Here is a 25,793-nt window from a genome sequence, read left to right as displayed (position 1 = left end):
CGCCCTCCACCGCGGCCGCTCTGACCGGCGGCGTTGACCGCGATTTTGCTTACATATACTCAGACAAAAAACAAGCGATGCAGCAGAGGATGTGAGAATGGCGGGACCGGCAATCGATACATCGACACCGCTTGCGGCCGGCACGGCGTCGGGTTCCGCCGGGTCGGGCTACCGTGCCACGCTGAGCCTGCTCGCCACCCTGTTCTTCATGTGGGGGTTCATCACCGTCATCAACGGCACGCTGCTGCCGCACCTGCGCAGCGTGTTCGATCTCAATTATACCCAGACAACCTTGATCGAGTCGGTGTGGTTCATCGCCTATTTCTTCGCGTCGATCCCTTCGGCGATGCTGATCGAGCGGATCGGCTACAAACGCTCGATCGTCGCCGGCCTGATCATCATGGCGTTCGGCGCGGTGATGATGGTGCCGGCGTCGATGATCCCCTCCTATTGGGTCGTGCTGGCGGCCTTGTTCGTCATCGCCGCCGGCATCACGCTGCTTCAGGTCGCGGCCAACCCCTATGTCGCGGTGATCGGTTCGCCGGAGACATCATCCTCGCGGCTGAATCTGGTCCAGGCCTTCAACTCGATGGGGACGACCTTCGCGCCGCTGTTCGGCGGCTATCTCATCCTTGGCCGCAGCACGTCGGGCAACGCCGCGGCGGGCGCGGTGCTGACCCCGGCCGAGCGTCTTGCCGACGCGCACTCGGTGCAGCTTCCCTATCTGATCGTGGCGGCCGTACTGGTCGTGCTCGCGGTGGTCATCGCGCGCTTCCGCCTGCCCGACATGAACGCCTCGACCCGCGGCCGTGCGCAACAGGAGCGGCGAGGCCATAGCCTGTGGCGGCACCGCAACCTGGTGTTCGGCGTGCCGGCGATCTTCATCTACCTGATCGCGGAGATCGGGGTGGGCAATTTGTTCATCAACTTCGTCTCGGCGCCGGAGATCGGCAACCTGACTCATGCGCAGGCCTCCAATTATCTTTTCCTGCTGTGGGGCGGGATGATGGTCGGCCGTTTCCTCGGCAGCTTCCTGATGCAGCGCGTCGCGGCGGAGCATGTGCTGGCGGCGTTCAGCATCGGGGCGCTGGTCGTGATGCTGGTCGCGACCTTCACCACCGGTCCCGTCGCGATGTGGGCGCTGATCTCGGTCGGCCTGTTCCACTCGATCATGTTCCCGACGATCTTCACCCTAGGCATCCGGGGCCTTGGCCCGCTGACCGAGGAAGGATCGGGCCTGCTGATCATGGCGATCGCCGGCGGCGCGCTGGTGATCGTCCAGGGCTGGCTGGCGGATGCCTATGGGCTGCAGATGTCGTTCCTGCTGACCGCTGCCTGCGAGCTCTATGTGCTGTTCTATGCGGTGTACGGCTCTCGACCGACGGCGGCCGAGACCGCATAGATACCGGTGGTTCAGCGCCGGCGGTCAGTGGCCCGCCGGACGCAGGCTGCTCCCGGCTTTCCAGGCGGGGGCAGCTTCCTGGTCGGCCACGCGCTCGACCAGCGTCTTGAAGAAGCGGTTGAAATCCGCCGCTGCCTTCCAGTCGATGTGCTGGTGCGGATCATCCAGCGGCGTGTGGTAGCCGGTCCTGTACCATTGGCGATAGATGCGCTCGCTTTCCGTTCCTGGCCGGTACCCGAAGACGAAGGCGGTCGCTGGAATGCCCGCCTGGAGGAACGGCCATTGATCGGAACGGCGCAGCAGATTGCGCGCCGGCTCCGGATCGTGCTGGACGGCGATGTTCATGCCGTTGGCGACGGCCCGCACGTCTTCACCCAGGCTCGTATCGTCAAGGGCATGGACGGTGAGCAGGTCGAGCGGAAAGATCGGGCGCAACTGGTCGAGGTTGATGTTGGCCGCGATCGAGGCCTTTGGCAGCGTCGGGTGGGCGACGAACCAGGTCGACCCGAGCAGGCCCTTCTCTTCCCCCGTAAAGGCAGCGAAGATCACCGGGCGGCGATATCCCTTGCCCTGGCGCTGCTCCGCCACCCGGATCAGCAGCGCGACATAGGCTGCGTCATCCAGCGTGCCGTTGTAGAGGCCGTCGCCATTCACCGGCGTGCCGAACCCATAGCCGTCGAGATGCGCTGAAAGGACGATCGCCTGGGCGCTACTGGCAGGGTCGCTTCCGGGCAGCAGGCCGATCACGTTGGAGGAGGTGATCTGCCGCCGCCTCACCGTGAACGTCGCATGGAAGGATTCGGGGATGTCGAAGCCGGGAAGGGGCTCGCCGGCGCTCCCTTTCGCAATGAGATCGCCAGCATCGGGTCCATGGTCGCCGATCGCCTTTTTCAGGGCATCGGCCTTCAGTCGCAGGCGCAGGAAGCCATCGGTATCGGGCGCGGCATTCGCGAGCGTCACTGAACGTGCGTAGGCGAAGGGCCAGCGCGGCGGTTCGATGGCGAAGCCCGGATCGGCGATCGTCGCAAGGCCGATGCCTCCCGCTGCCTTGACCGCCGCGATCCGCTCGGCGGCGCCCGGCAGGCCGGGCCGGTTCACGCCATGACATATCACGATCTTGCCGCGGACGTCGCCAAGCGCCGCCGCGCCGCAATAACCGCGATAGGCGAGCGGCGCATCGACCGTCACCGGCATGGCGTTGGACGGGTCGACGGTGATGTCCTGGAGAAAGGCGAGCGGACGATCGCCGACGCCGATCTCGGCGCGCTTGATCGCGATTTCGTTTAGCGCAACCGGCTGGAACCAGCTTCCCTTGTCGCCGAGCGGCTTCAATCCGGCTGCCTTGAACTTGTCGGCGACCAGCTGCGCCGCGTGATCATAGCCTGCGGAGCCGGTGTCGCGGCCCTCCATCCCGTCGTTCGACAGCGCCTCGGTGATCGTCCACCAGGCGCGGGTTTCGGCATCGGGTCCCGGTTCCGGCGCGGCGGCGGTCTGCCCCGCGATCAGCAATGCGGCGGGAAGTGCCATGATCGCGGCTGTCGAGAATTTCATGCTGCCCCCGTGGTTGTTTCAGGCAAGTCGTATCGGACGATCGGCGCGATGGCGAGAGATCGTCACCGGGCTCGACGTGCGATCCGCGTCGGCGTCAGTGCGCCGATGCACCCGCCGCGCCGATCCCGGTTTCCGACCGCACCCGCTGCTCCAGATACGCGTCCCGGTCCACCGTGGCGCGTGGCGACGTGTCGAGTTTCGACACCAGCCAGATGGTGAAGAAGGCAAGCGGCACGGAGAAGATGGCGGGTGACGAATAGGGGAAGATCGCCTTGTCGTGATGCAGGATCGCCACCCAGATCGCCGGCGACAGGATCGTCAGCACCAGCGCGGTCAGCAACCCGATCGATCCGCCGATCACCACGCCCCGCGTCGTGCAGCCTTTCCACAGCAGCGACAACAGCAGCACCGGGAAATTGCCCGACGCCGCCAGGGCAAAGGCGAGGCTGACCATGAAGGCGACATTCTGCTTTTCGAACAATATGCCGAGCAGGATCGCCACCACCGCGAGCACCAGCACGGTGCGCCGCGACACGCGCAGCTCGGCGGCTGAATCGGCCTGGCCCTTGCGGAACACCGTTGCGTAAAGATCATGACTCACCGCCGACGCGCCCGACAGGGTCAGCCCGGCCACCACCGCCAGGATCGTCGCGAACGCCACCGCCGAGACGAAGCCGAGGAAGATGTTCCCCCCGATCGCCTGTGCAAGATGGATCGCCGCCATGTTGCCGCCGCCGCGCAGCGCGCCGGTCGAGTCGAGATAACCCGGATCGGTCGACACCAGCACGATCGCGCCGAAGCCGATGATGAAGGTCAGCAGATAGAAATAGCCGATCCATCCCGTCGCCCACAGCACCGAGCTGCGCGCCGCCCTGGCGTCGGGCACGGTGAAGAAGCGCATCAGGATATGCGGCAGGCCGGCGGTGCCGAACATCAGCGCCATGCCGAACGAGATGGCCGAGACCGGGTCCTTGATGAAATTGCCCGGCCCCATGATCGATCGCCCGCGCTCCGCCGCTTCGGCGGGCGTGACCTGGCCGGTCATCGCGGCGAGATCGGTCTTCACCTGGACCGCGCGGGCGAACAGCGCCTCGGGCGAGAAGCCGAACCGTGCCATCACCATGAACGCCATGAAGCTGGCGCAGCCGAGCAGCAGCACTGCCTTGATGATCTGTACCCAGGTGGTCGCGGTCATCCCGCCGAACAGAACATAGAGCATCATCAGCACGCCGACGATGATCACGGCATAGGCATAGTCCAGCCCGAACAGCAATTTGATGAGCTGCCCCGCGCCGACCATCTGCGCGATCAGGTAGAACAGCACGACGACCAGGGTGGAGATTGCCGCGAAGGTGCGCACCGGCGTCTGCGCGAAGCGGAACGAGGCGACATCGGCAAAAGTGTAGCGGCCGAGATTGCGCAGCCGTTCCGCCATCAGGAACAGGATGATCGGCCAGCCGACCAGGAAGCCGATCGAATAGATCAGCCCGTCATAGCCATCGGCGAAAATCTGCGCCGAAATGCCGAGGAACGAGGCGGCCGACATATAGTCGCCCGCGATGGCGAGGCCGTTCTGGAACCCGGTGATGCCACCGCCCGCCGTGTAGAAATCGGATGCGGTCCGCGTCCGCCGCGCTGCCCAGCGGGTGATACCGAGCGTCAGGATCGCGAAGGCCGCGAACAGGACGATCGCGGTCCAGTTTGTCGCCTGCCGCACCGTCTGCCCGGCGACGCCGTCGGCGAGGGCGGGAGTGGCGATCAGCAGGGCGGCGGAGAGAAGCGCGACGGCGCGGGCGAGCTTCATTCGCCTTCACTCTCGACCAGGCTCTGCACCAGCGCGTCATAGTCGCGATTGGCGCGGCGCACATAAAGGCCGGTCAGCCCGATCGCGAGCAGGATCACGCCGAGCCCGATCGGAATGCCGATCGACGTCACGCCCGATCCGATCGGCGCGGCGAGCGCGCTCTTGTCGAAGGCGATCAGCAGGATGAAGCCGAAATAGGCGACCAGCATGATGCAGGTCAGCGTCCAGGTGAAACGCCCGCGCCGGCGCGTCAGCGCGAGATATCGCGGGTCGGCCGCCACGCGCGCCAGACGTTCTGAATCAGCCATCGCACTCTCCCCCTGCCGCTCGTTGGCGGTAGCGTTACCAAGCCCAATCACCGACGCGATGCAAGACCGCAATTGGACTGGTGGTCAGGTCCTTGCCCCAAGCGCGGTGCGCCAGGGGCGGGCGAGCCCGTGATAGAGCCGTTCCTTGCACACCAGGGCCGACACCGCATGCGCGATCAGCGCGGCGAGGAACAGCGGCAGGATCAGGCCGCGGCTCGCCGTTGCCTCGACGATGATGATCACTGCGGTCAGCGGCGCGCGGACCACGCCGGTGAAATAGGCGACCATGCCGAGCAGGACGACGGCGCCGCCCGGATCGCCGGGAAACATCGGCCGGAGCAGCGCGCCGAGCCCCGCCCCGGTGGCGAGCGACGGCGCGAAGATGCCGCCGGGCAGCCCGGATGCGGCGGTCGCCAGGGTCGTGGCGAACTTCGCGGGACCGAACCAATAGGGCGCGTTGGTGCCGTCGATGATCGCGCGCGCCGGGGCATAGCCGGTGCCCCAGGTCAGGCCGGTCGCGACGCCGACGACGGCCACGATCGTGCCGCACAGCAGCGCCCAGGCCACCGGCCGGCCCTTCAGGAACGGAATCCAGCGGTCGCGCGCCGGGCCGATGCCCAGCATCGCCCGGGCGAACAGCCCACCGGACAGGCCACCCAGCACGCCGGCGACGGGAGCGACCTGCAGGGCGCCGCCGACCTTCATCGTCTCGCCGACCGCGCCGAAATAGACATAGTCGCCCGCCAGCCCAAGGCTGACGATGCCCGCGATCAGGATCGTGGTCATCACCAGCAGCGCGACGCGCTGTTCATAGGCGTCGGCCAGTTCCTCGATCGCGAAGGTGACGCCAGCCAGCGGCGTGTTGAACGCGGCCGCCACGCCAGCCGCGCCGCCCGCGATGATCATCGACGCCCTGATCGGCGCGCGGAACAGCCGGCTGTGCCAGTTGAGGATCGCCGCCGAGATCTGCACCGTCGGCCCTTCGCGGCCGACAGAGGCGCCGCACAGCAGCGCCGCGACGGTGAAGACACCCTTGAGCAACGCCGCCTTCAGCGAGATCAGCAGGCGCCCGGCGCGCGCGGGATCCTGTGCCGCCGCGATCACCTGCGGAATGCCCGATCCAGCGGCTTCCGGGGCAATCCGCCGGGTCAGCCAGACGATCAGCACGAAACCGGCAGGCGTCAGGATCAGCGGCAGCCACCAATGGTCGCGGGCCATGCCGCCGAACAGGCTGCTGGCTGCGTCGGCAAGCCTGGCGAACAGCAACGCGGCGAGGCCGATCGAGACCGCGCCGGTGCCCATCGCGATCCGCCGCCGCCATACCGCTGACGCCGGGCCGTGACGCCGCAGCAGCACGCGCCAGCGCCTGTTCAGGGGAAGCCTCATGGCGATGTCCTATCCCTCCCGGCCGTTTCGCGCCATCGTGTCATTGCAGCACGGGATTTGCACGTGGTCGCAAAAGGCTCCTAATGCCGCCACTTCGGCCTGAGGGCGCAGTGGGAGATGTAGCGATGGCGATCGCCCAATCGTATCCGGCGGCTGAACACCGCTGGCAACGCACCGTGCTCTATCGCTGGTGGCGCCGCGCCGTCGTCGGATCGGTTGATCACGCCGAAGTAAAGACGCGCATCGAAGAGGAGAGTGGCTGGTCGCCGCGCTACGCCTTCATGATCACCATGTCGGCCGGGATCGCGGTGCTTGGCCTGCTGCTCTCGTCGCCCGCAGTGGTGATCGGCGCGATGCTGATCTCGCCGCTGATGAGCCCGATCCTCGGCCTGGGGTTCGCGCTGGCCCTGTTCGACCTGGCGGAGGCGCGGCGTGCGTTGATCGCGCTGGCGATCGGCACCGCCCTGGCGGTTGCCTTCACCGCGCTGCTCGTCCTGCTCTCGCCGCTCAAGGCGCCGACGGCGGAAATCCTGGCGCGGACCAGGCCGAACCTGTTCGACCTGCTGGTCGCGCTGTTCGCGGCGCTGGCCGGTTCCTTCGCGGTCATCCGGGGCAAGGGCGAGACGATCGTCGGCGTCGCCATCGCGACCGCGCTGATGCCCCCGCTCGCCGTGGTCGGCTATGGTCTGGCGACCTGGAACATGCCGGTGCTGGGCGGTGCCTTCGCGCTGTTCGTCACCAATTTCATCACCATCGCCCTGTCAGCGACGGTGATGGCCCGTTTCTACGGTTTCGGCCATCGCCTCTCCAGCCAGCAGAGCTGGGCGCAGACCATCGTCCTGCTGCTGGTATTCGTCGCCATGGCGATACCGCTCGGCTTCTCGCTCAGCCGGATCGCGGGCGAGGCGGTGACGGCGACGCAGGTACGTGCCTTCCTCTCCGACCGGTTCGGCGAGAAAGCGCGGGTGACCCAGCTCGATATCGATTTCGACAGCGATCCGTTGCTGGTGCGCTCGGTCGTCATCGCGCCGCGCGCGGCTGCCATCGCCAACGCGCCGTTGCAAACGGCATTGTCGGACCGGCTCGGGCGGCCGGTCAGCCTGCAGGTCGATCAGGTGCTGCTCGATCCCGGCGCCGGCACGATCGAGGCGCAGCGTGCTGAAATCCAGCGCGTCCTGACGGCAAGTGACGCGGAAAATGCGGAGGCGCGGAGGATCGCGACCCTGGTGGCGATCGGTGCGGGCGTCGCATTCGACGAGGTGACGATCGATCGCGACCATCACCGTGCGACGGCACGGGCGAACGCGTTGCCCGGCGCCACGTCGGCAACCTATCGCGCGCTGGAGGAGCGGCTGGCCGAGTCCGCCAAGGGCTGGCAGATTGTCCTTGTCCCGCCGTTCGGTGGTTTCCCGCAGATCCGTTTCAGTGGCGATTCCGATAGCCTGGACGATGCAGCGCGTGAGGCGGTCCTGTTGTCGGCCTGGGAAGCGACACGCTGGAATATCGCCGCGCTCGCGGTGCCGGGGCTGCCCGAAGATGCCGATCCTGCCAGGCCGAGCCTGATTCAGCGCCGCGCCCTGGCCATCGCGGCGCTGTTGCGGACACAGAATGTCCGGGCCGTGCCGGCCCGTGCGGCGGGAACCGCCTTCGCGCTCGCGCCCGGCGACGTGGCGGGGCGATGATAGCGCGCGGCACGCGTCGATCTGTCGACGACGTCGCGGCGAATGCGCCGATTGAGCTATGCGCCGCATTCGCTATGGTAGCGGTATCTTGACCCGCTTCCACTGAAGAGGCGGGGACAGGAACCGATCGCCCGAAGGCGACGGCAACATTGCCCAGGAGAAGATGGTGAGAGGCTACCGGCTCTATTTGTCGCTCGCAGCGACGGCGTTGCTGCTTCAACCGATCGCTGCCGGGGCGCAGGCTCGCCGGGTCTGGACGCGAAGCTGGCAAGCGGTGCCGATGGAGATGCCGGCGCCTGTGGCGCGGCCGGGCCAGCCAGTTTCACCGCCACAGCCGGCGCCACCTCTTTCCGCCGACGCCACCTATCGCATGACAGCACGCCTCTCCGCCGGCGGCACGATCCTGCGGTTGCGGCTCTCCAACGAAATGGGGACGGCGCCCCTGCCGGTCGGCGCGGTTCATGTTGCGCTGGCCGGCCCGGACGGGGGGATCGTTGCCGGCACCGATCGCGCCGTGACCTTTGGCGGTAGTGCCTCGCCCGTCATTCCGGCCGGTGCGCCGCTGATCAGCGATCCGGTCGCGTTGAAGGTCGCGCCGCTGGCCCGGATCGTGGTCAGCATTCATGTCCCGGGCGACACTGCCCATCTTTCGGTCCATCAACTCGGCGTGGCGACGACGCGGATCGTCCCGGGCAACCAGGCATCGGCCCCCGTGCTGGCACCAGGCGGGGCGACCAGCACGATGCGCTATCTCCTCACCGCGATCGATGTGGCGGGTGGTCCGGCCACCGGCACGATCGTGACGATCGGCGATTCGATCACTGATGGCGCCGCTTCCAGCAAGGACACCGACCGCCGCTGGCCTGACGTGCTGGCGGAGCGGCTGGACAAGGCGGGCAAGAACGGCCTCGCGGTGGCCAATGCGGGCATTTCGGGCAATCGGCTGCTCAAGACCGGGGCCGGGCCGGCTGCGCTGGCGCGGTTCGACCGCGACATATTGTCGGTGCCCGGCGTTCGCTATGTCGTGATCCTCGAAGGCATCAACGATATCGGCAGCGCGAAGGGCGCCGCCAGCGCGCCGCCGACCGTGGCCGATATCACGGGCGCCTATCGCCAGATGATCGATCGCGCGCATGATCGCGGCATCAAGGTGATCGGTGCGACCGTGCTGCCTTACAAGGGCGCCGGTTATTATGCGGCGGAAGGAGACGCCGTGCGCGTCGCGGTCAACACATGGATACGCGCGCCAGGCAATTTCGACGGGGTGATCGATTTCGACCGGGCCGTCGCCGACAAGGCCGATCCGCTACGCATGGCCAAGGCCTATGACAGCGGCGACGCGCTCCACCCCGGCGATGCGGGCTATCGCGCGATGGGCGAGGCGATCGACCTGAACCTGTTCCGCTGATCCCGCCTTTCTGGAGACTTCCGCATGACACGACCTGAAAAGAGGCGGGCGGCCCTCGTTGCGCTGGCCGCCTGTCTCTCCGCTGTAGGAACGGCGCAGGCGCAGGAGATCGCCTTCACCTGGGACGACCTTCCTTCCCACAGCGCGCTGCCCGAGGGCATGACCCGTGTCGAGATCGGGGACAGGATCATCGCTGCATGGAAGGCGGCGAAGCTCCCCCCGGTCTATGGCTTCGTCAATGGCGCGCGCACCGTGGAGGAGCCTGAATCGACCATGATGCTCGACCGTTGGCGCGCCGCCGGTTTGCCGCTCGGCAACCATGCCTGGTCGCATATGAACCTCGCGACGCACAGCGCGGCCGAGTTCGAGCAGGACGTGATCAAGGGCGAGGGCGTCGTCGCCGACCGGATGAAGGGACGGGACTGGCACTGGTTCCGCTATCCCAATCTGTCGGAGGGCGAGACGCCGGAGAAGAAGGTGACCGTGCGCAGGCTGCTCGCCGATCGCGGCTATCGCATCGCCGGCGTCACGATGAGCTTCGGCGATTATATGTGGAACGCGCCCTATGCCCGCTGCGTCGCGAGGAAGGATGATAAGGCGATTGCCTGGCTGAAAAAGAGCTATCTCGCCGCCGCCGACGACAGCATCACTTATGGACGCACTGTCTTCAAATCGCTGCTTGGACGCGACATCCCCTATGTGCTGCTGATGCATGTCGGCGCGCTTGACGCGGTGATGTTGCCGCGGCTCATCGACCTCTACAAACACCGCGGCTTCACGTTCGTGACGCTTGAGCGGGCGCAGCGCGATCCGTGGTACAAGGGCTATATGGACCCCCGTGAACCGGACGCCCCCGGGCGGCCGGAGTCCCGGCTCCAGGCGAAAGGCTTGCCGGTGCCGGAGCGCCACGACTACGGCCCGGAGCTGGAAGCGATCTGCAAATAACAGGTCCTCCGCCACGGGCGCGCTCGCGGCCGATGGCGGGCGGCCCGGCGCCTTCGAATTATGCGGGCCCGCCGCCGGATCGTGCCATGCTAAGCAGCGAGACGCCATATTTTGGGGGAATGCTGATGGGGCCGATCTGGTTTTTGGCGATGCTGGTGATCGCGGTCTATTGCATCTGCCAGGCGGTACGCGATTTTCGCCGGGGCGAGCGTGCGATGGGCTTGTTCGGCGCGGTTTGCGCCGGCTTCATCCTGTTCATGCCGATCAAGACTCATGCAGTAAAGATTGACCTGCCGATCGCGACGGGCAGCCGCTGAGGCGGGACGGGCCCGTGCGCGCCTTGTCACATGAAGGCGCGGGCCATCTCGGGTAGGGCCCGGCGTACCCGGTTGCGCCCCGCATGCTTGGCGGCATAGAGCGCCGCATCGGCCGCGGCGAACAATGCATCGGCGTCGAATCCATAGGGATCGCGCGCTTCCGCGATGCCCGCCGAGGCGCTCAGGTGTAGCAGCTGGCCGCCCCACGGGATCGGCATCGACAGGTGAGTCAGCCTGTGTTCGACCTGTTGGTGCAAGGGCGTATGGGGATTTCCTGGCCTGGTCAGCACGGCGAACTCGTCGCCGCCGATCCGCGCCACCATCAGCGCATCGCTGAATCCGGCGCACAACCGGTCAGCCACCGATTCCAGGCAGGCGTCGCCGCCCGCATGGCCGTACCGGTCGTTGATCTGCTTGAACCCGTCGATGTCGAACAGGATCAGCGCGCCAAGCGGCGTCATCGGCGCCGCGCAATCGAGGAAGCGGCTCTGGAAGAGCTGGCGATTGGCGAGGCCGGTCAGCGGGTCCTGCTCGGCGATCCGCCGCATCGTCTCGAGCCGGGCCTTGTCCTCGGTGATATCCTGTTTCAGGCCGTAGAGCCGGACAGGCCGGTGCCCGTTACAGGCCACGTTGGCGGTTAGCCGCATCCAGCGTTCCGCGCCGTCGGCGCGGACGATCCGCGCGTCGAGCGTGAAGGGCTGGCGGCGCGCGATCGCATTGGCGCGCAGGCGCTCCATATTCGCCCGCGATTCCTCGCTGTACATGGAGACGGTATCGCGCCGGTCGATCCTGGCGCCGCGCGGCAGCCCGAACAGGTCATAGGTACCGGATGTCCAGTGCAGCGTGTCGTCCGCCAGGTCGCAACACCAGGCGCCGACCCCCGCCAGCGCCATGGCGCAATCGAGCAGATCCCCCGATCCTGCCCCTTGCTCGATGCCGGCATGCTGCGCCTGGCGGATCCATTCGAGGCTCACTGCGCGGTTCCCCGCCGCACACCGCCTCTACTGCACGAGCCCTTCATAGCATCAAGCTAAACGGAAGTCCTTAATGGAGAGTAAGGATTCGAAGAAATCGGCACGCTCGATGTCGTTTATTCGGAAGGGGCGCCGGGCTACGGAATTCGCGCGATAGCCGGCGCGGAACGCACGCCTGCGCGGGGCGTCCGGCGCTTCTCTGCTGCAGCGCGGCATATAAATTAAAACTGTAGCAAAACCGTCCCCGGGACGTCTTGGACAGCCCGTACGCGCCGCGCATCGAGCGGCCCTGAAGAGCGGGCCGCCAAATTGGGGAAACACGATGCGCAAATCGGTTACGTGCCTGCTCACCGGAGCGGCTTCCGCGGCGGTCCTGGCCGCCATGCCGGCCTGGGCCAGCGAAGATGCGACGCCCGCCAGCACCGTGGCCGCCGCGACGCCGGCCGCCGACGCGGAAACGCCGGCTGAACCCGGCACGGCCAATGACGACATCGTCGTCACCGGGCGCACCACGCGATCGGTCACCCAGGTCACGGGCGTCGAGATCCAGAAGATCCTGCCCGGCGTCAGCCCGTTGAAGGCGATCCAGACCCTGCCCGGCGTCACGTTCCTGACCGCCGATCCCTGGGGCAACAACGAACAGAATATCTCGCTGTTCGTTCATGGCTTCAGCGCATCGCAGCTCGGCTATACGCTCGACGGCGTTCCGCTCGGCGACCAGACCTATGGCAATTATAACGGCCTGTCGCCGCAGCGCGCGATCATCTCCGAGAATGTCGGACGCGTGACGCTCGCTTCGGGCTCGGGCGATCTCGGCACTGCATCGACCAGCAATCTGGGCGGCACGATCGACACCTTCTCGAGCGATCCCAAGGCGCAGATGGGCGCGACGATCGACCAGACGATCGGCAGCTATTCAACCTTCCGCACTTTCGTCCGCGTCGACAGCGGCACGTTCGGCAACGGCAATTCGCTGTATCTCTCCGGCGTGCGCCAGGACGCGCGGGCCTGGGACTTCAACGGCAAGCAGGGCGGATACCAGGCGAACGGCAAGTTCGTGCACGAGGACTCGACCGGCAAGCTGACCATCTACGGCGCCTATTCGGACAAGACCGAGCCGAACGAGGACGCGACGGTGATCAACATCTCAAAGGGCGAAACCCCCGATAAGGTCCCCTATACACGCCCATTCTTCTATCCCGATTTCGCGGGTATGCAGACCTATCTGAGCTCCGGCGCATACAAGGCCGCGGTCGATAATTACCGCAATTATTACAGCGACGCGCAGCGCACCGACTATCTCGGCTACATCAAATATGACTGGAACGTCAGCGACAAGATCGTCTGGTCGAACCAGGCCTATTATCATCACAATGACGGCGTCGGCGTGGTCGCCGGGCCGATCGACGTGGCTGGCCTGCCGGGCCTGTTCGCGAAATATTTCCCAACGCTGACCGCGGCGCAGCTCAGCACCCAGTTCGGCGGTTCGGGCCTTGCCACGCGCACGACCGAATATCGCATCGATCGCGAGGGCCTGCTCTCGACCTTGCAGCTGAACCTCGGCAATCATCAGATCGAACTCGGCGGCTGGTACGAGCATCAGAGCTCGTCCGCCTATCGCCGCTGGTATGCGCTCGACGTCAAGAACCCGAGCTCGCCCTATACGCGGCCGCTCGATCTCGCCGCGCCGCAAATCACCCAATATGGCAGCGAAGTGCGCGTCGACGAGATCCAGACGCATCTTCAGGACAGCTGGAAGATCCTGCCCAATCTGACGGTCATCGCCGGCTTCAAGAGCACGTTCCAGCGCGCGAAACAGGCGGTGCCGGTGCAGCCGATCCCCGGATCCTTCACCGGGTCGACCGCGTTGCCCGTGGGCAAGCTCAACACCGACAAGGCGTTCCTGCCGCAGGTCGGCGCCCTGTGGGAAGTGAGCGGCAGCGAGCAGATCTTCGTCAACGCGCAGCAGAACATCCGCCAGTTCCAGACGAGCGCGGCCAGCGGCCTTTCTCCCTTCGCGCTGGGCAGCCAGCAGGTGTTCGACGATTTCAAGGCGACGGTGAAGCCGGAGACGAGCTGGACTTATGAAATCGGCGCGCGCACCCGGCGGTCGTTCCAGTTCGGGCCGATCACCGGCTTCGAAGGGCAGATCAGCTATTATCACGTCGATTTCAGCAACCGCCTGCTCGCGATCAGCCCGACCACGGTGATCACCTCGATCGCCAGCGGTGCTGCGATCCTGCAGAATGTCGGCGGCGTGAAGACCGACGGCATCGACATCGCGGGCACGCTGCGCTTCGGCGAGCATTTCTCGATCTACAACGCGCTGTCGTTCAACCATTCGCGCTTCCAGGACAATTACCGGGTCGGCATCGCGCAGACGCTGGTGCCGACGGCGGGCAAGAACGTGCCGGGCTCGCCCGACATGCTCAACAAGACGGTGGTCTCCGCCAATTACGGCATCTTCGACGTGCAACTGGTCGGCGACTATCTCGGCAAGCGCTATGCGACCTTCACCAACGACCTGTCGGTCCCAGGCTATTTCACCCTGGCCGGCCGCATCGGCGCCTCGATCCCGCTGTCGAACGGCGCGTTCGTGAAGCGAATCGGGGTGAGCCTGAACGTGACCAACATCACCGACAAGAAGGGCGCGTCGACGCTGAGCATCGCTCAGCCGACCAACACCTACAATGCCTTCCCGCTGGCGCCGCGCCAGGTGTTCGGGACGGTGAGCGTCGGGTTCTGATGGAAGCCGGGCCGCGCCGTCAGCCGACGGTGCGGCCCTTGGCCTTGCCAGGTGTCGGCCGGCTCGGCCGGGTAGCGACTAGAACAGGCTCCACAACGGGTTGCGCGGGTCCGACAACAGCTTGACGGTCAGCGCGAACGACATGACGACGAGGAGCGGGCGAACACCCCGGCCGCCAAATCGAATGGCAAGCCGGGCGCCGACCTGGTTGCCGGCGACATTCGCCGCCGCCATCCCGAACCCGAGCAGCCACAGCACCTTGCCGCCCACGATCATGGCGGAGAGGCCGGCGACATTGGTCGCCAGGTTGATGAACTTCGTATTCGCGATCGCGCGCACGAGACCAAGGCCCCCGAGGGCGACCAGCGCGGTGGTCAGGAACGAGCCGGTGCCGGGGCCGAAGAAACCGTCATAGAATCCGATGCCGGTGGTGACGACGGTAAGCCCAAGCCGCCCCATGCGGGCATGGCGATCGACCTCGCTCATTGGCGGGGCCAGGAGGAAGTAGAGGCCCATCGCGACCAGCAGGACCGGCACGAACGCCGACAGGAGCGAAGGGTCGATATATTGCACGGCCGTCGCCCCGGCGACGGAGCCGATGAACGCCCCGGCGGCGGGGATCAGGAAAAGCCGCAGATCGACCTTGCCCGCCCGCAGGAATGTCAGGAATGCGGACGATGTGCCGATGGTGCTCTGGAGCTTGTTGGTCGCCAGCGCGGCAACCGGCGGTACGCCGGCCGCCATCAGCGCTGGAATCGTCAGCAGCCCGCCGCCGCCGGCCAGCGCATCGATGGCACCGGCGACAAAGGCGATGGCGACAAGAAAGAGGATTGCATCGACGGTCAACTGCACACCGGCCCGCTAGCGCGGTTCGACCGCCCGGCAAAGCCTTCCCGCTACTTTAATCCGGCGGTTTGCGAACAGGGGGGCGCCGAACGTGGCGAGCCTATGCCGCCGATCCCTCCGGTGCATCGCTCAACTGCCTGAGGAGTGCCTCGGCAAGCGGTTCGGCGCTGGCCGGATTCTGGCCGGTGATGAGCCTGCCATGCTGGATCACCATCGGTTCGAACGGCGCGGCGCGGCGGTAGAGCGCGCCCTGGTCGACCAGCGCCGTTTCAGCGAGCAGCGGGACGAGCGTGTCGTATCCGAGCACTGCCTCCTCGGCGTTACTGAAGCAGGTCAGCGCCTTGCCGTTGACGAGCGGCGAACCATCGGCGGCGATGGCCGTCATCAGGCCGACGACGCCGTGGCAGATCGCGGCCACCGGCTTGTCCTGCGCGATCAGGCTGGTGGCGAGTGCTCCGAGCGGATGGCAGGCGGGGAAGTCCCACAGGGTTCCCGTGCCACCGACAAGGAAAATGGCATCGAGCCGAGCCGCGTCAACATCGGCGAGGTCGAGCGGCGCGGCGAGCCTTGCGACCAGATCGTCCTGGCCAAGGAACCAGTGTCCGCCCGGCAGCAGCCACGGCTCCTCAAGGCTGGCAGGGTCGAGCGGTGCGGGTCGGCCGCCGGGCGTGCCGAACAGGATGTCGAATCCGGCCCGGTCGAGCAGCTGATAGGGGGTCGCCAGCTCCTCCAGCCAGACGCCGGTCGCGGCCCCGGTATCGCCAAGCTGGCTGTGTGCGGTGAGCACGAAAAGGATCGTCTTGGTCATTGCCACCTGCCTTTGGAAAATCGAGCCCAATCGGGTGGCGGCCGCCGCGTTCGCGCACAATCCACCAATTAGGTGGATAGGAGCGCGCGCCTGTTGTGGCATTATCCGGCGATGCTCATCCGGACGAAACTGGCGCCGCCGAACAGATCGATCGATCTCTTGTGGCGCGAGGCGCTGGTCGGGCAGATCACCTGCGCGACCCGGCATCTGACCGTGGTGTCGGCGCCGGCCGGGTACGGCAAGACCACCCTGTTGAGCCAGTGCCATGCCCGGTGGCGGCGCGAGGAGGTCGCGGTGGCATGGTACAGCGTCGATGATTCCAAATTCGAGGCCGACCAGTTCTTCGCCTATCTCATGGCGGCGCTTCACCGCGCGGGCCTTCCGCTGCCCTATTCGCAGGAAGCGATCGATGCCGGGCTGCCCGGCATCGCGGCGGAGGCGGCCGCGCGGGCGATCGTCCTCGCGCTTGAGGCAAGCGAGGAGCCGGTCAGGCTGATCATCGACGATTATCACCGGATCGCGTCCCCGCCGACCAACCGCTTCCTCGACTATGTGATCGAGCGGATGCCCAATCACGCGGCGATCATCATGGCGCAGCGCGGCCTGCCCGACATCGCCCTGGCGAGCCTGAGGGTGCGCGGCCAGTTGCTGCTGCTTGAACAGAGCGACATCCGCTTTTCCGACAGCGAGGCGCTTTCCTTCCTCAGCGAGCAATCGGGCAAGGTCGACTGGGGCGAGCTGATCGAACGGACCCAGGGCTGGCCGGCGGCACTCCAGCTGCTGCGCCTGTGGCTGGCGGGCCGCAGCCAGGTCGATACGCTCGAACACCTGACCCGGCGCTCGACCGACCTGGCCGACTATCTCGCCGAGCAGGTCTTTTCCGGCCTGTCGGCAGACACGCAGCAATTCCTGCTCGAAACCTCGATCGCCCAGCGGATCTGCGAGGGGTTGGGGGACGCGATCTCGGGCCGCGACGACAGCGCGCTGATGCTCGACCAGATGCGCCGCCAGAACCTGCTTCTCGCGCCGCTGGACGACGAGGGCGTGTGGTACGGATTCCATCCGCTGCTGCGCGAATTCCTCTACGACACGCTCGCGCGGAGCGGCCAGGCGCGGCTCGACGAGCTGCACCGTCGCGCGGCGTCCTGGTTTGCCGCGCAGAACCTGATGCCGGAGGCGCTTGCCCATGCGGCGCGCATCTCCGATCGGGAGGCGTCGCTCGGCATCATCGAGGCGGCGGGCGGCTGGCGCATGGCGATCCGCGGCGGGCTGGCGCTGCTGCGCCATCTCGACGACATCGACCAGACGACGCCCGGCGATTTCCCGCGGGTGACGCTCGGCCAGGCCTATTATGCCGCGCAGCATGGCCGGCTGGTCGAGGCGCGGGCGCTGCTGGACACGCTGATCGAGGCGCGGCCGTTGCGCGCGGTGGAGGCCACCGATCCGGGCCTTGCCTGCGAGATGATCTGCAACGATCTCGTCACGCGCATCTACGAAGACCGGCCCTTCCCGGCCGACTATGCGCCCTTCCTCGAACGCCAGCTTGCCAATGAGGCGCATGACCCCGCTTTGCGGGTGCTGCTCCATCATCTCTGCTGCCTTGCCAGCTTCGATCGGGGCGACGATCTCTGGTGCCGGGTGCATGGCGAGAAGGTGCTGAAGCTTGCCCGCCTCCACCAGCTTCCGCTGCTCGAGGTCTATGCCTATCAGTATCTGGGCCTCTCCCATATGCGCACCGGCCGGCGGCGCGAGGCGGAGCTGTTCTTCCGCCGATGCTTCGAGCACGCGAAGCGCCAGTTCGGCGAAGGCAGCGCCCAGGTCGCGGTGGCGATCGCGCTGCTTGCCTATACCCTTTATCTCTCGGGCAATCTGTCGACGGCGACCGAACTGCTCGAATCCGCGCTTCCCGTCATCGAGGCGACGGAGGGCTGGCACGAGGTATTCGTGGCGGCCTATGCAACCCAGGCCTGGTTCGCGGTGCGCACCGGCGATCTGGTGCAGGCCGAACAGATCCTCCAGCGCGGCGGCGAGACGGCCGACCGGCGCAATCTGCCGCGCCTGCGCTACCAGCTCCAGCTCATTCGCGCGCGCATGCTGCTCAGCATGGGCCGCGCCGACCAGGCGGGGCAGCTTCTCGAGGAACTGGGCGCACCGCCGGACGCCTTTCGCCAGCGCGACCAGCGGCTGTCCTGCGACCACCGCGTCGCGCTGCTTGCCTGTATCCTCCAGCGCGGCGGGCGCGACGCGTCGATGATGGCCGGGCTCGAGGCCGATATCGCGGAAGCCGGTTCGGTCGGGCTCGACATCGAGATGCACATCCTCCGCGCGGCGGCGCTGGCCGGGGAGGGGCGGCGGGTCGACAGCGCGCACGCCTTCCGTCTCGCGCTGGAGGCGGCGGAGAATGAGGGGCTGATCGGCCTCGTCTCCCAGTTCGGGGCATTGCTGCCGATCGTCATCGATGCCTGCGAAGAGGCTCTCCACCTTTTCGAACCGGCACAGCGCACGGTGGTGGCGCGCCTGAGGCAGAACAGTCCGGCCGCGCGCAAGGGCGCCATGGCCATCCCCCCGGCGGCCAGCGATATCATCGTCACGCCGCGCGAGGTGGATGTGCTGCGCGCGCTTGCCGACGGCATGTCGAGCAAGGAGATGGCGCGCAGCCTTGGCGTCGCCGAAAGCACGATCAAGACTCACCGGATCAACATCTACCGCAAGCTCAACGTGGCGACCCGGTCGCGCGCGATCTCCGCGGCAAGGAGCCTCAGGCTGATCTGACGGGTCCACCTTTTCTCCCGATATACGCAGCGACGATCCCGGCGATAGCCTTGGTCACAGCGCACAGGTCAAAGACCGGCGCGACGATCATGGGTGATCAAAAAGGGGAGTATTGATGAAGGTCGGGACGCGTTTGCTGGCAGGTCTGCTCGGTTCGGCCTGCCTGTTCGGCACCGCCGCCGAGGCGCAGGAAACCGACGGCAACGATATCGTCGTCACGGCGCGGCAGCGGTCGGAAAGCCTGCAGCAGGTGCCGGATTCAGTCACTGCCTTCTCGGCCAGGGCGATCGAGGAAGCCGGCATCCGCAGCATCGACGACGTCACCAGCCTGGTGCCGAACATCTCGATGGTCGATGCGCAGGACGCCGGCACCGTGGCCATCAACATCCGCGGCATCGGCCAGGTCCGCAACGGCGAGGCGCCGGTCGCGCTGGTCATCGACGGCGTCCAGATGACCTCGACCGACATGATCAAGCAGGCGCTGTTCGACTTGGAGCAGATCGAGGTGCTGAAGGGACCGCAGGGCGCGCTCTATGGGCGGAACGCGATCGGCGGCGCGATCAACATCACCACCAAGCGCCCGACCAACGACCTGCAGGGCCGGGTCTCGCTCGATTATGCCAATGGCAATGATCGCCGGGTTTCGGGAACGGTGAGCGGCGCGCTGGTGCCAGATCTGCTGCTGTTCCGCGTCGCGGGCGATTATCGCAAGTTCGACGGCGTCTTCAACAACGTGACGCTGAACCGCAAGGTCGATTTCGTCGAGGACATCAACCTGCGCGGCCGGCTGCTGCTCACCCCGACCGATCGGCTCACGGTCGATCTGCGCGGCGCCCATGGCGACCTCAAGGGCGGCGCATCCTGGTATATCCCGCTGCCAGACGGCCAGCCGAACAACACCAGCATCCCGATCCAGAACGATTTCCTGGGCAGGAGCCCGCGCAAGGTGACCGACGCCTCGCTCAAGGTCGACTACGCCTTCGGCCCGTTCACCCTGAGCTCGATCAGCGCGTTCAACAACACCAGGATCGACCTGAGCGAGGATCTCGACTGGACCCCCAAATCGATCCTCGGCGCGACCCAGCTCCGCCGCTACGAAAGTTTCAGCCAGGAATTCCGCCTGGCGTCGCCGTCGACGCAGAAGCTGCGCTGGACGGCGGGCGCCTATCTGCTCGACGCCAGGCGCCGGGTCGACACGGTCGTGCTCGTCTCGCCCGATCCGACCGCGTCGCGCCTGCCGGCCTCGGCCTATATCCCGTTCCCGGCCGCCCGCGCGACTGAGGATATCCTGACCAAGGCAGTCTATGGCCAGGTCAACTACAGCGTTACCGACGCCCTCGAACTGACCGGCGCGCTGCGCTACGATCATGACACGCGCGAGCAGACCAACCGGCTTATGCCGGGGCCGAAGCGCGAGGCGACATTCGACGAATGGCAGCCCAAGCTGTCGGTCAAATATTCCTTCTCGCCCGACAACATGGTGTACGCGACGGCGGCACGCGGCTTCCGCAGCGGCGGCTTCAACCCGCCCAACGCGGTCTTCCCGGCGATCTACCGGCCCGAAGTGGCCGACACGCTTGAGTTCGGGACCAAGAACAGCCTGCTCGACCGGCGCCTGACGCTCAACGCCGCTGCCTTCTACATGAAGTATCGCAACCAGCAGGTCTTCATCCTGAACGTCGCCGACCAGGGTATCGTCAACGTCGCCAAGACCGATATCTACGGCTTCGAGCTTGAGGCGCAGGCGCGACCTTCCCGCAACGTCCAGCTCGGCGCGTCGCTCGGCTTCATCGATACGAAGATAAAGGATTTCAACGGCACGGCCCAGTTCCGTGGCAACAGGGTGCCGCTCACCTATCGCTGGTCCTATACGCTGTTCAGCCAATATCGGGTGCCGGTCGGCGCCGACGGCATCGTCGCGCGAATCGATTATTCCGGGAAGTCAGGCAATTACTGGCACATCGACAATGTCGACAAGCAGGATGCCGTCCATCTGGTGAATGCCCGGCTGGCCTGGGAGACGAAGCGCTACTCGATCGCGCTCTACGCCACCAACCTGCTCAAGGAACGCTATACCGAGGAATTCTTCGCCAAGGAGTTCTCGGCCGGCGCTTCCGACATCCGCTATCCCGGCGCGTCCCGGCGCTACGGTGTTTCCGCCACCCTCAATTTCTGACGGGACGTCCCATGCCGACCAAGACGAACGATCTCGAAGATTTCTTCAATGGCGACCTTGCGGCCACGCAGCTGGTCGATCGCCGCCGCCATGGGCGGGGCATGACCTATGAAGGCGATAACGACCTTTTCACGCAGACCTGGTTTCCGCTGTGCCGGTCGAGCGACGTGGCGCCGGGCGCGGTGCTCGGGCGCAACTTCCTCGACGGCCGGGTGGCGGTCTATCGGACCGAGGATGGCGTCGCCAATGTCGTCAGCGCCTATTGCCCGCATAATGGCGCCGACCTGTCGATCGGCAAGGTGGCGGGCGACCAGCTCGTCTGCGCCTTCCATCACTGGGAGTTCAGCCTGAGCGGCCGGTGCAGCCGGACCGGCAGCAACGACCGCGTCGTGGAAGGGATGAAGCTGTTCCGCTATCCGGTGCAGGAACGGTTCGGCCTGATCTGGGCATTCAACGGGACCGAGCCGCTGTTCGACCTGCCGACCCTTGGTTTTCCCGACGAGGAACTGAGCTTCCACAGCGAGATCCCGATCATCGACCTGCTGGCCGATCCCTGGGTGTTCATGTGCAACACGTCGGACTTCAACCATATCAACATCGTCCATGGCATCACGCTGGACAAGGCCGACCCGAGCGGGGACATCGTCTGGCACCCGCACGGCTATGACTATCAGCTCAGCGGCACCTTCCGCGAGACGGGCGCGAAGATCGCCTATGAGGTCGGCATTCGCGGGACGAACATCTTCTACCAGATGGGCAGCGTGAACGGCGAATGGTTCGCCTTCCTCTACCCCTGCGGCATCCACCGGCCCGGCACGCTGCGCAGCTATGTCGTCATCGCAACCCGCAAGTCGAACGGCACGCCCGAGGATGATCGCCGGGTGCAGGAGACGCTCGATTTCGCGCAGAAGCTGGAGATGGACGTCCTCGATCAGGATGTCGACATCCTCAACACGATCCGCTTCACCCGCGGCATGTTCACGCGCAGCGACAAGGCGCTTGGTCGCTTCGTCGATTATCTCAAATCCTACCCCCGCGCGCATCCCGGCGCCGACTTCATCCGATAGGGGGCGGCCGATGGAAACGGTTGAAATCGCACGGCGCATACAGGCGCCGGCCGACGCGGTCTGGGCATTCGTCGGGGATTTTTCCGGCGACGTCCTGACGCGTGGTTATGTCGACCGCGTCGAAACGGTCGGCACCGGCATCGGTGCGCGGCGCACCTATCATCTCGATCCGGCGATCGGCGGCGGCTCGGTGGTGGAGCGGCTGATCGAGCTCGACGAGACGGAGCGGGCGATCGCCTATGACATGGTCGACTATGGTCCGCTACCCTGGGCCGATTATGGCGGCAGGATCACGGTCACCCCGGCCGGGGCCGATGCGTGCATCTTCGTCCTGCGCACCCATTTCTTCCCGCTCGACCCCGACCGGGCGGAGGAACTCTGCGTCCTGTCGCGCGGCAATATCGAGATGTACGTCGCCAATCTGGAGGCAGCGCTGAACATCTGAGGCCGAATGTCCGGGCCGTCATTTGAGTGCGTGAGCGGTCAACGGATATCCGGATGATTCTCGGTCTGTCAGGTCGCGTTTACTCCCGTTCTCGTACTTCCCGTTCTTGCAATGTCGCATCATCGGTGCTGCTCTACCCTATACGCGGGAGGGTGATGATGCTGCTTCGAACGGTTCGACTGGTGCGGGTAAGCGGGACGAGGATTCGGATGATGATCGCGTTTACCGCGCTCTGGTCTGTTTCGCCCGCATCGGCCGATGCCACCAAAATCTCTTATTCATACGATGCCATAGGCCGACTGGTGTCAGTGTGCGAAGCGGCCCCGAACGCTGGTGAACTGACGACCTATCAATATGACGCGGCAAGCAACCGGAAGCGTTATTCCCACCAGCGTGTCGACCAAAGCCTTGCAGTGGAAACCAGCATCCTGTCTCCCAACGGGAAGGTCATGTTCCGCATGCAATCCGATGGCAACCTGGTTGTCTATGGCGATCTCGGATCAGGCTGGGTGCCGCTGGGGTGGGCGACGAACACGGTTGGCACCGGGGCGAACGTCGCCGCTTTTCAAAGTGACGGCAATCTCGTTCTCTACGGCCCCAGCGGGGCTATCTGGAGTTCCGGGACCTGGAGCAGTCATTGCGCGACGCTGTCGGTGCAGAACGATGGCAACGTCGTGATAAAGAACATGCAGGGCAATATCGTTTGGGCCACCAATACCGGAGGGCATTAGGGTCGCCGCGTCGTAGCCCGCGATAGCTGATCGTGTCCTGGGCTCTTCCGGCGCAACGACAAATCCGGGAGATGGAACCGAATCCGGCATAATCCCGGTGCCCCAAATCCCCTTTCCCGAGGAAATCGGGGCACTTATCGAAATGCCACCATTTTCGTTGCTATTTCAATCAATTGACGCGCTTTCTCTCGCGATGAAAACCTCGTCTCTGCAAGAACGAAGCACTTTCTTCGTAAGGGGGACAGCATGCATCTTACCCACGCCAGCGGCGAATTGTCGGCGCGCGATGTGACCATGGTCGAAACCGACAAGCGCGTCGTGCGCTGGATCGCGCAGGCCGCGGTGAATGTCGAACTGTTCACCATCCCGCTCTACATGACGACGCTCTATTCGATCGAGGGCTTCCACCCGATCACCGGCAAGGGCAATGATTTCTACAAGGGACGGATCTGGCCCGGCGCCAAGGCAGCGGCCTTCACCGATACGCCCAAGGACAAGCCCGGCTGGGGCAACAAGCGGGCCTTCAACGTCATCTTCTCGATCTTCATCCAGGAGATGCTTCATCTTCAGATGGCGGCCAACATCGCCACCGCGATCGGCCACACCCCCAGCTTCACTGATCCGGCGCTGCAGGACAGGAACAATGGCTGGACCTGCTATGGCCCGGATCTGACCGCGATCCCGACGATCGTCGACCTGCGCGACACCTCGACCTATGCCGGGGTGAAGGTCGATGTCGGCCCGCTCGACGAGGATCGCATCGAGCTGTTCCTCGCGATCGAGCAGCCCCAGGACGATGCCGAGCGCGACATCATCCACAACAAGGGCAGATATTTCCCCAAGGTCCCGTTCGATCGCGGCGATCCCGACTTTGATCCGGCGGCGGCCGATATCTGGTTCGGCTCGATCGGCTATATGTACCAATGCTACCGCGACTATCTGCAGATCCGCTACGATGACGGATCGTGCCTGTGGGACCATGTGTTCGACCAGGACGGGCAGCAGAACGACCTGTTCAACAACTTCAGCTTCCCCGGCCATCCGATGCGCGAATATATGGGCGTGGAAACCACGGTCGCGCTCACCGACAGCGGCATCGCCTTCCGCCAGGCGCTCAACATGATGAACGCCATCACCGACCAGGGCGAGGGCGCGACGCTCAAGGCGCGGCTGAAGATCGCCAACGAGGCGGGGCTGCTCAAATCGGTCGAGGTCCGCTACCGCTCCGACAAGGATGCGCTGGAATCGGACTATCCGAGCTTTTCGGATACCGGCGAGCCGGTCCCCTCGGGCGATGCGGCGGCGCGTTTCGACAATGACGGGGAGGATCATTTCGCCCGCTTCAAGGAAGTCCGCGGGCTGATGCGCGACGGCGGCATCGTGACATGGGACAAGGCAGGCAAGGCCGGCAACTGGACGGCGGCCGACCTCACCACCCATGATTTCGATCCCGACAACAACCCCTATGACCTGCCGGCACCTGAGCAGATCGCGACAGCGCTCAACAATCTCTATGCCCCGGATGTCCGCGAGCAGAGCCACCAGATTCTGAGCCAGGCGGTGGTCGGCGCGATCAAGGGCGTGACGACGGTGCTCGACCAATATTGGAACCCGAAGGGGGCCTCGGTCTCCTTTCCCTATCCTTCGATGGCCGGGTCGGGCGACCGCATGGCGACGGCCTGGGCAGCGACGGGGCGAACGCCCGATCTCAGCCAGGGCGTGGCCGCGCCCAACATGCGGATCGTCAACCACACCTGCCAGGGACTGGATCTGAACGCGCCGGGCGGCATCGGCACCAACGCCTGCGCGCTGACCCAGGTCTATCATACCTGTCGCGGGTCGAACCTGTGCAAGGGCATGGGGGGCTGCGGCTTCGTCCAGCCGGCGGGCGGCGGTGGTGGCGGTTGCAGCTCGAGCCTGCGCGCTGCCGCGCCGCCGGAGCCGACTCCCGGCAAGCCCCAGGGCGGAGGTTGTTCGGCGGTGGCGGTGCGCGCCAGGGGCGGGCTGTGCGGCACCCCGACGCCGACGCCGACCGCGACTCATTACACCGCGCCCAGCGACAACCAGTGCGGCGGCTTCGGCGGCTGCGCGGTGCCGATCTCGGCCTGCCAGATCTATCCGGTCAGCGGCACGATGGACCTGTACCTGCTCGCCGCGGCCAAGCCGACCAAGTTCGGCACCCTGCCGTTCAACAAGGGCGACAAGGTGGAGGATATCGCGTTCAAGGCCTTCACCGCCGTCGCCGAGAAGATGGGGCGGGACAAGCCGGTCTATCAGGCGCCGAACGACATCCGCCTCGCTTTCCCGCCCTCGACCTGAGGATCGATGGTGCAGGGACGCCCGCGCCGCTCGCCGCCGTCACCCCGGATTTGTTCCGGGGGCCACGGTTCCGCGCGCGCGCCGATGGCTGGAGATGCGGAGCCTC

19 protein-coding genes are annotated in these 25,793 nt (G+C 65.9%); 12 read left to right on the top strand and 7 right to left on the bottom strand.

What is annotated here, in order from left to right; translation table 11 throughout:
* Positions 1-97: 97 nt before the first annotated feature.
* Complete coding sequence (locus P0Y59_15895; protein WEJ98421.1) at positions 98-1,402, top strand: sugar MFS transporter; 1,305 nt, start codon at positions 98-100, stop codon at positions 1,400-1,402.
* A 24-nt stretch (positions 1,403-1,426) separates the two neighbouring features.
* Here the strand turns inward: P0Y59_15895 and P0Y59_15890 are convergent, their stop codons facing one another.
* The 4 genes from P0Y59_15890 to P0Y59_15875 all read right to left on the bottom strand — a co-directional run bounded on the left by P0Y59_15890 (position 1,427) and on the right by P0Y59_15875 (position 6,451).
* Positions 1,427-2,953: a M28 family peptidase gene (locus tag P0Y59_15890; GenBank protein WEJ98420.1), complete on the bottom strand. Its 1,527-nt coding sequence runs from the start codon at positions 2,951-2,953 to the stop codon at positions 1,427-1,429.
* Between the two features lie 94 nt (positions 2,954-3,047).
* Positions 3,048-4,757, bottom strand: a complete 1,710-nt coding sequence (locus tag P0Y59_15885) for a cation acetate symporter (GenBank protein ID WEJ98419.1) — start codon at positions 4,755-4,757, stop codon at positions 3,048-3,050.
* On the bottom strand, positions 4,754-5,065 hold the full coding sequence (locus P0Y59_15880) for a DUF485 domain-containing protein (protein WEJ98418.1): 312 nt from the start codon (positions 5,063-5,065) through the stop codon (positions 4,754-4,756). The genes P0Y59_15885 and P0Y59_15880 overlap by 4 nt, the downstream gene beginning before the upstream one ends.
* 84 nt (positions 5,066-5,149) lie before the next feature.
* Positions 5,150-6,451 carry a chloride channel protein gene (locus tag P0Y59_15875; GenBank protein WEJ98417.1) on the bottom strand — a complete coding sequence of 434 codons (1,302 nt, stop codon included), beginning with the start codon at positions 6,449-6,451 and terminating at the stop codon, positions 5,150-5,152.
* A 125-nt stretch (positions 6,452-6,576) separates the two neighbouring features.
* On the opposite strand from P0Y59_15875, the gene P0Y59_15870 reads away from it, so the two are divergent.
* From P0Y59_15870 to P0Y59_15855, 4 genes are all read left to right on the top strand, one after another.
* The gene (locus P0Y59_15870; protein WEJ98416.1) at positions 6,577-8,133 is read left to right on the top strand and encodes a DUF389 domain-containing protein; all 1,557 of its coding nucleotides are present in this window, start codon (positions 6,577-6,579) and stop codon (positions 8,131-8,133) included.
* 166 nt (positions 8,134-8,299) lie between these two features.
* Positions 8,300-9,541, top strand: a complete 1,242-nt coding sequence (locus P0Y59_15865) for an SGNH/GDSL hydrolase family protein (protein ID WEJ98415.1) — start codon at positions 8,300-8,302, stop codon at positions 9,539-9,541.
* 24 nt (positions 9,542-9,565) lie between these two features.
* A complete protein-coding gene (locus P0Y59_15860; protein WEJ98414.1) occupies positions 9,566-10,486 on the top strand; it encodes a polysaccharide deacetylase family protein in 921 nt (306 codons plus the stop codon).
* 125 nt (positions 10,487-10,611) lie between these two features.
* Positions 10,612-10,803, top strand: a complete 192-nt coding sequence (locus P0Y59_15855) for a hypothetical protein (GenBank protein ID WEJ98413.1) — start codon at positions 10,612-10,614, stop codon at positions 10,801-10,803.
* A 26-nt stretch (positions 10,804-10,829) separates the two neighbouring features.
* Here P0Y59_15855 and P0Y59_15850 read toward each other — a convergent pair whose 3' ends face one another.
* A complete protein-coding gene (locus P0Y59_15850; GenBank protein WEJ98412.1) occupies positions 10,830-11,777 on the bottom strand; it encodes a diguanylate cyclase in 948 nt (315 codons plus the stop codon).
* Between the two features lie 322 nt (positions 11,778-12,099).
* Between P0Y59_15850 and P0Y59_15845 the strand changes: the two genes are divergently transcribed.
* The gene (locus P0Y59_15845) at positions 12,100-14,523 is read left to right on the top strand and encodes a TonB-dependent receptor (GenBank protein WEJ98411.1); all 2,424 of its coding nucleotides are present in this window, start codon (positions 12,100-12,102) and stop codon (positions 14,521-14,523) included.
* Positions 14,524-14,601: 78 nt separating this feature from the next.
* Here P0Y59_15845 and P0Y59_15840 read toward each other — a convergent pair whose 3' ends face one another.
* Both P0Y59_15840 and P0Y59_15835 read right to left on the bottom strand, forming a co-directional pair.
* Positions 14,602-15,375 carry a TSUP family transporter gene (locus tag P0Y59_15840; protein WEJ98410.1) on the bottom strand — a complete coding sequence of 258 codons (774 nt, stop codon included), beginning with the start codon at positions 15,373-15,375 and terminating at the stop codon, positions 14,602-14,604.
* A gap of 94 nt (positions 15,376-15,469) precedes the next feature.
* A complete protein-coding gene (locus P0Y59_15835) occupies positions 15,470-16,177 on the bottom strand; it encodes a type 1 glutamine amidotransferase domain-containing protein (GenBank protein WEJ98409.1) in 708 nt (235 codons plus the stop codon).
* 72 nt (positions 16,178-16,249) lie between these two features.
* Here P0Y59_15835 and P0Y59_15830 point away from each other — a divergent pair, with 72 nt between their 5' ends.
* The 6 genes from P0Y59_15830 to P0Y59_15805 all read left to right on the top strand — a co-directional run bounded on the left by P0Y59_15830 (position 16,250) and on the right by P0Y59_15805 (position 25,687).
* The gene (locus tag P0Y59_15830) at positions 16,250-18,949 is read left to right on the top strand and encodes a LuxR C-terminal-related transcriptional regulator (protein WEJ98408.1); all 2,700 of its coding nucleotides are present in this window, start codon (positions 16,250-16,252) and stop codon (positions 18,947-18,949) included.
* Positions 18,950-19,064: 115 nt separating this feature from the next.
* Positions 19,065-21,125: a TonB-dependent receptor gene (locus P0Y59_15825; GenBank protein WEJ98407.1), complete on the top strand. Its 2,061-nt coding sequence runs from the start codon at positions 19,065-19,067 to the stop codon at positions 21,123-21,125.
* Positions 21,126-21,136: 11 nt separating this feature from the next.
* A complete protein-coding gene (locus P0Y59_15820; GenBank protein WEJ98406.1) occupies positions 21,137-22,192 on the top strand; it encodes a Rieske 2Fe-2S domain-containing protein in 1,056 nt (351 codons plus the stop codon).
* Positions 22,193-22,202: 10 nt separating this feature from the next.
* Complete coding sequence (locus tag P0Y59_15815) at positions 22,203-22,637, top strand: SRPBCC family protein (protein ID WEJ98405.1); 435 nt, start codon at positions 22,203-22,205, stop codon at positions 22,635-22,637.
* Between the two features lie 212 nt (positions 22,638-22,849).
* Entirely contained in the window at positions 22,850-23,368 is a 519-nt protein-coding gene (locus P0Y59_15810) for a hypothetical protein (GenBank protein WEJ98404.1), read from the top strand.
* Positions 23,369-23,614: 246 nt separating this feature from the next.
* Positions 23,615-25,687, top strand: a complete 2,073-nt coding sequence (locus tag P0Y59_15805; GenBank protein ID WEJ98403.1) for a ferritin-like domain-containing protein — start codon at positions 23,615-23,617, stop codon at positions 25,685-25,687.
* The last annotated feature ends 106 nt before the right edge of the window (positions 25,688-25,793 follow it).

This window comes from Candidatus Sphingomonas phytovorans (assembly GCA_029202385.1).
Classification (GTDB): Bacteria; Pseudomonadota; Alphaproteobacteria; order Sphingomonadales; family Sphingomonadaceae; genus Sphingomonas; species Sphingomonas phytovorans.
Note: the sequence above shows the minus strand (reverse complement) of the source record. Positions and strands in the feature narration are given on the sequence as shown.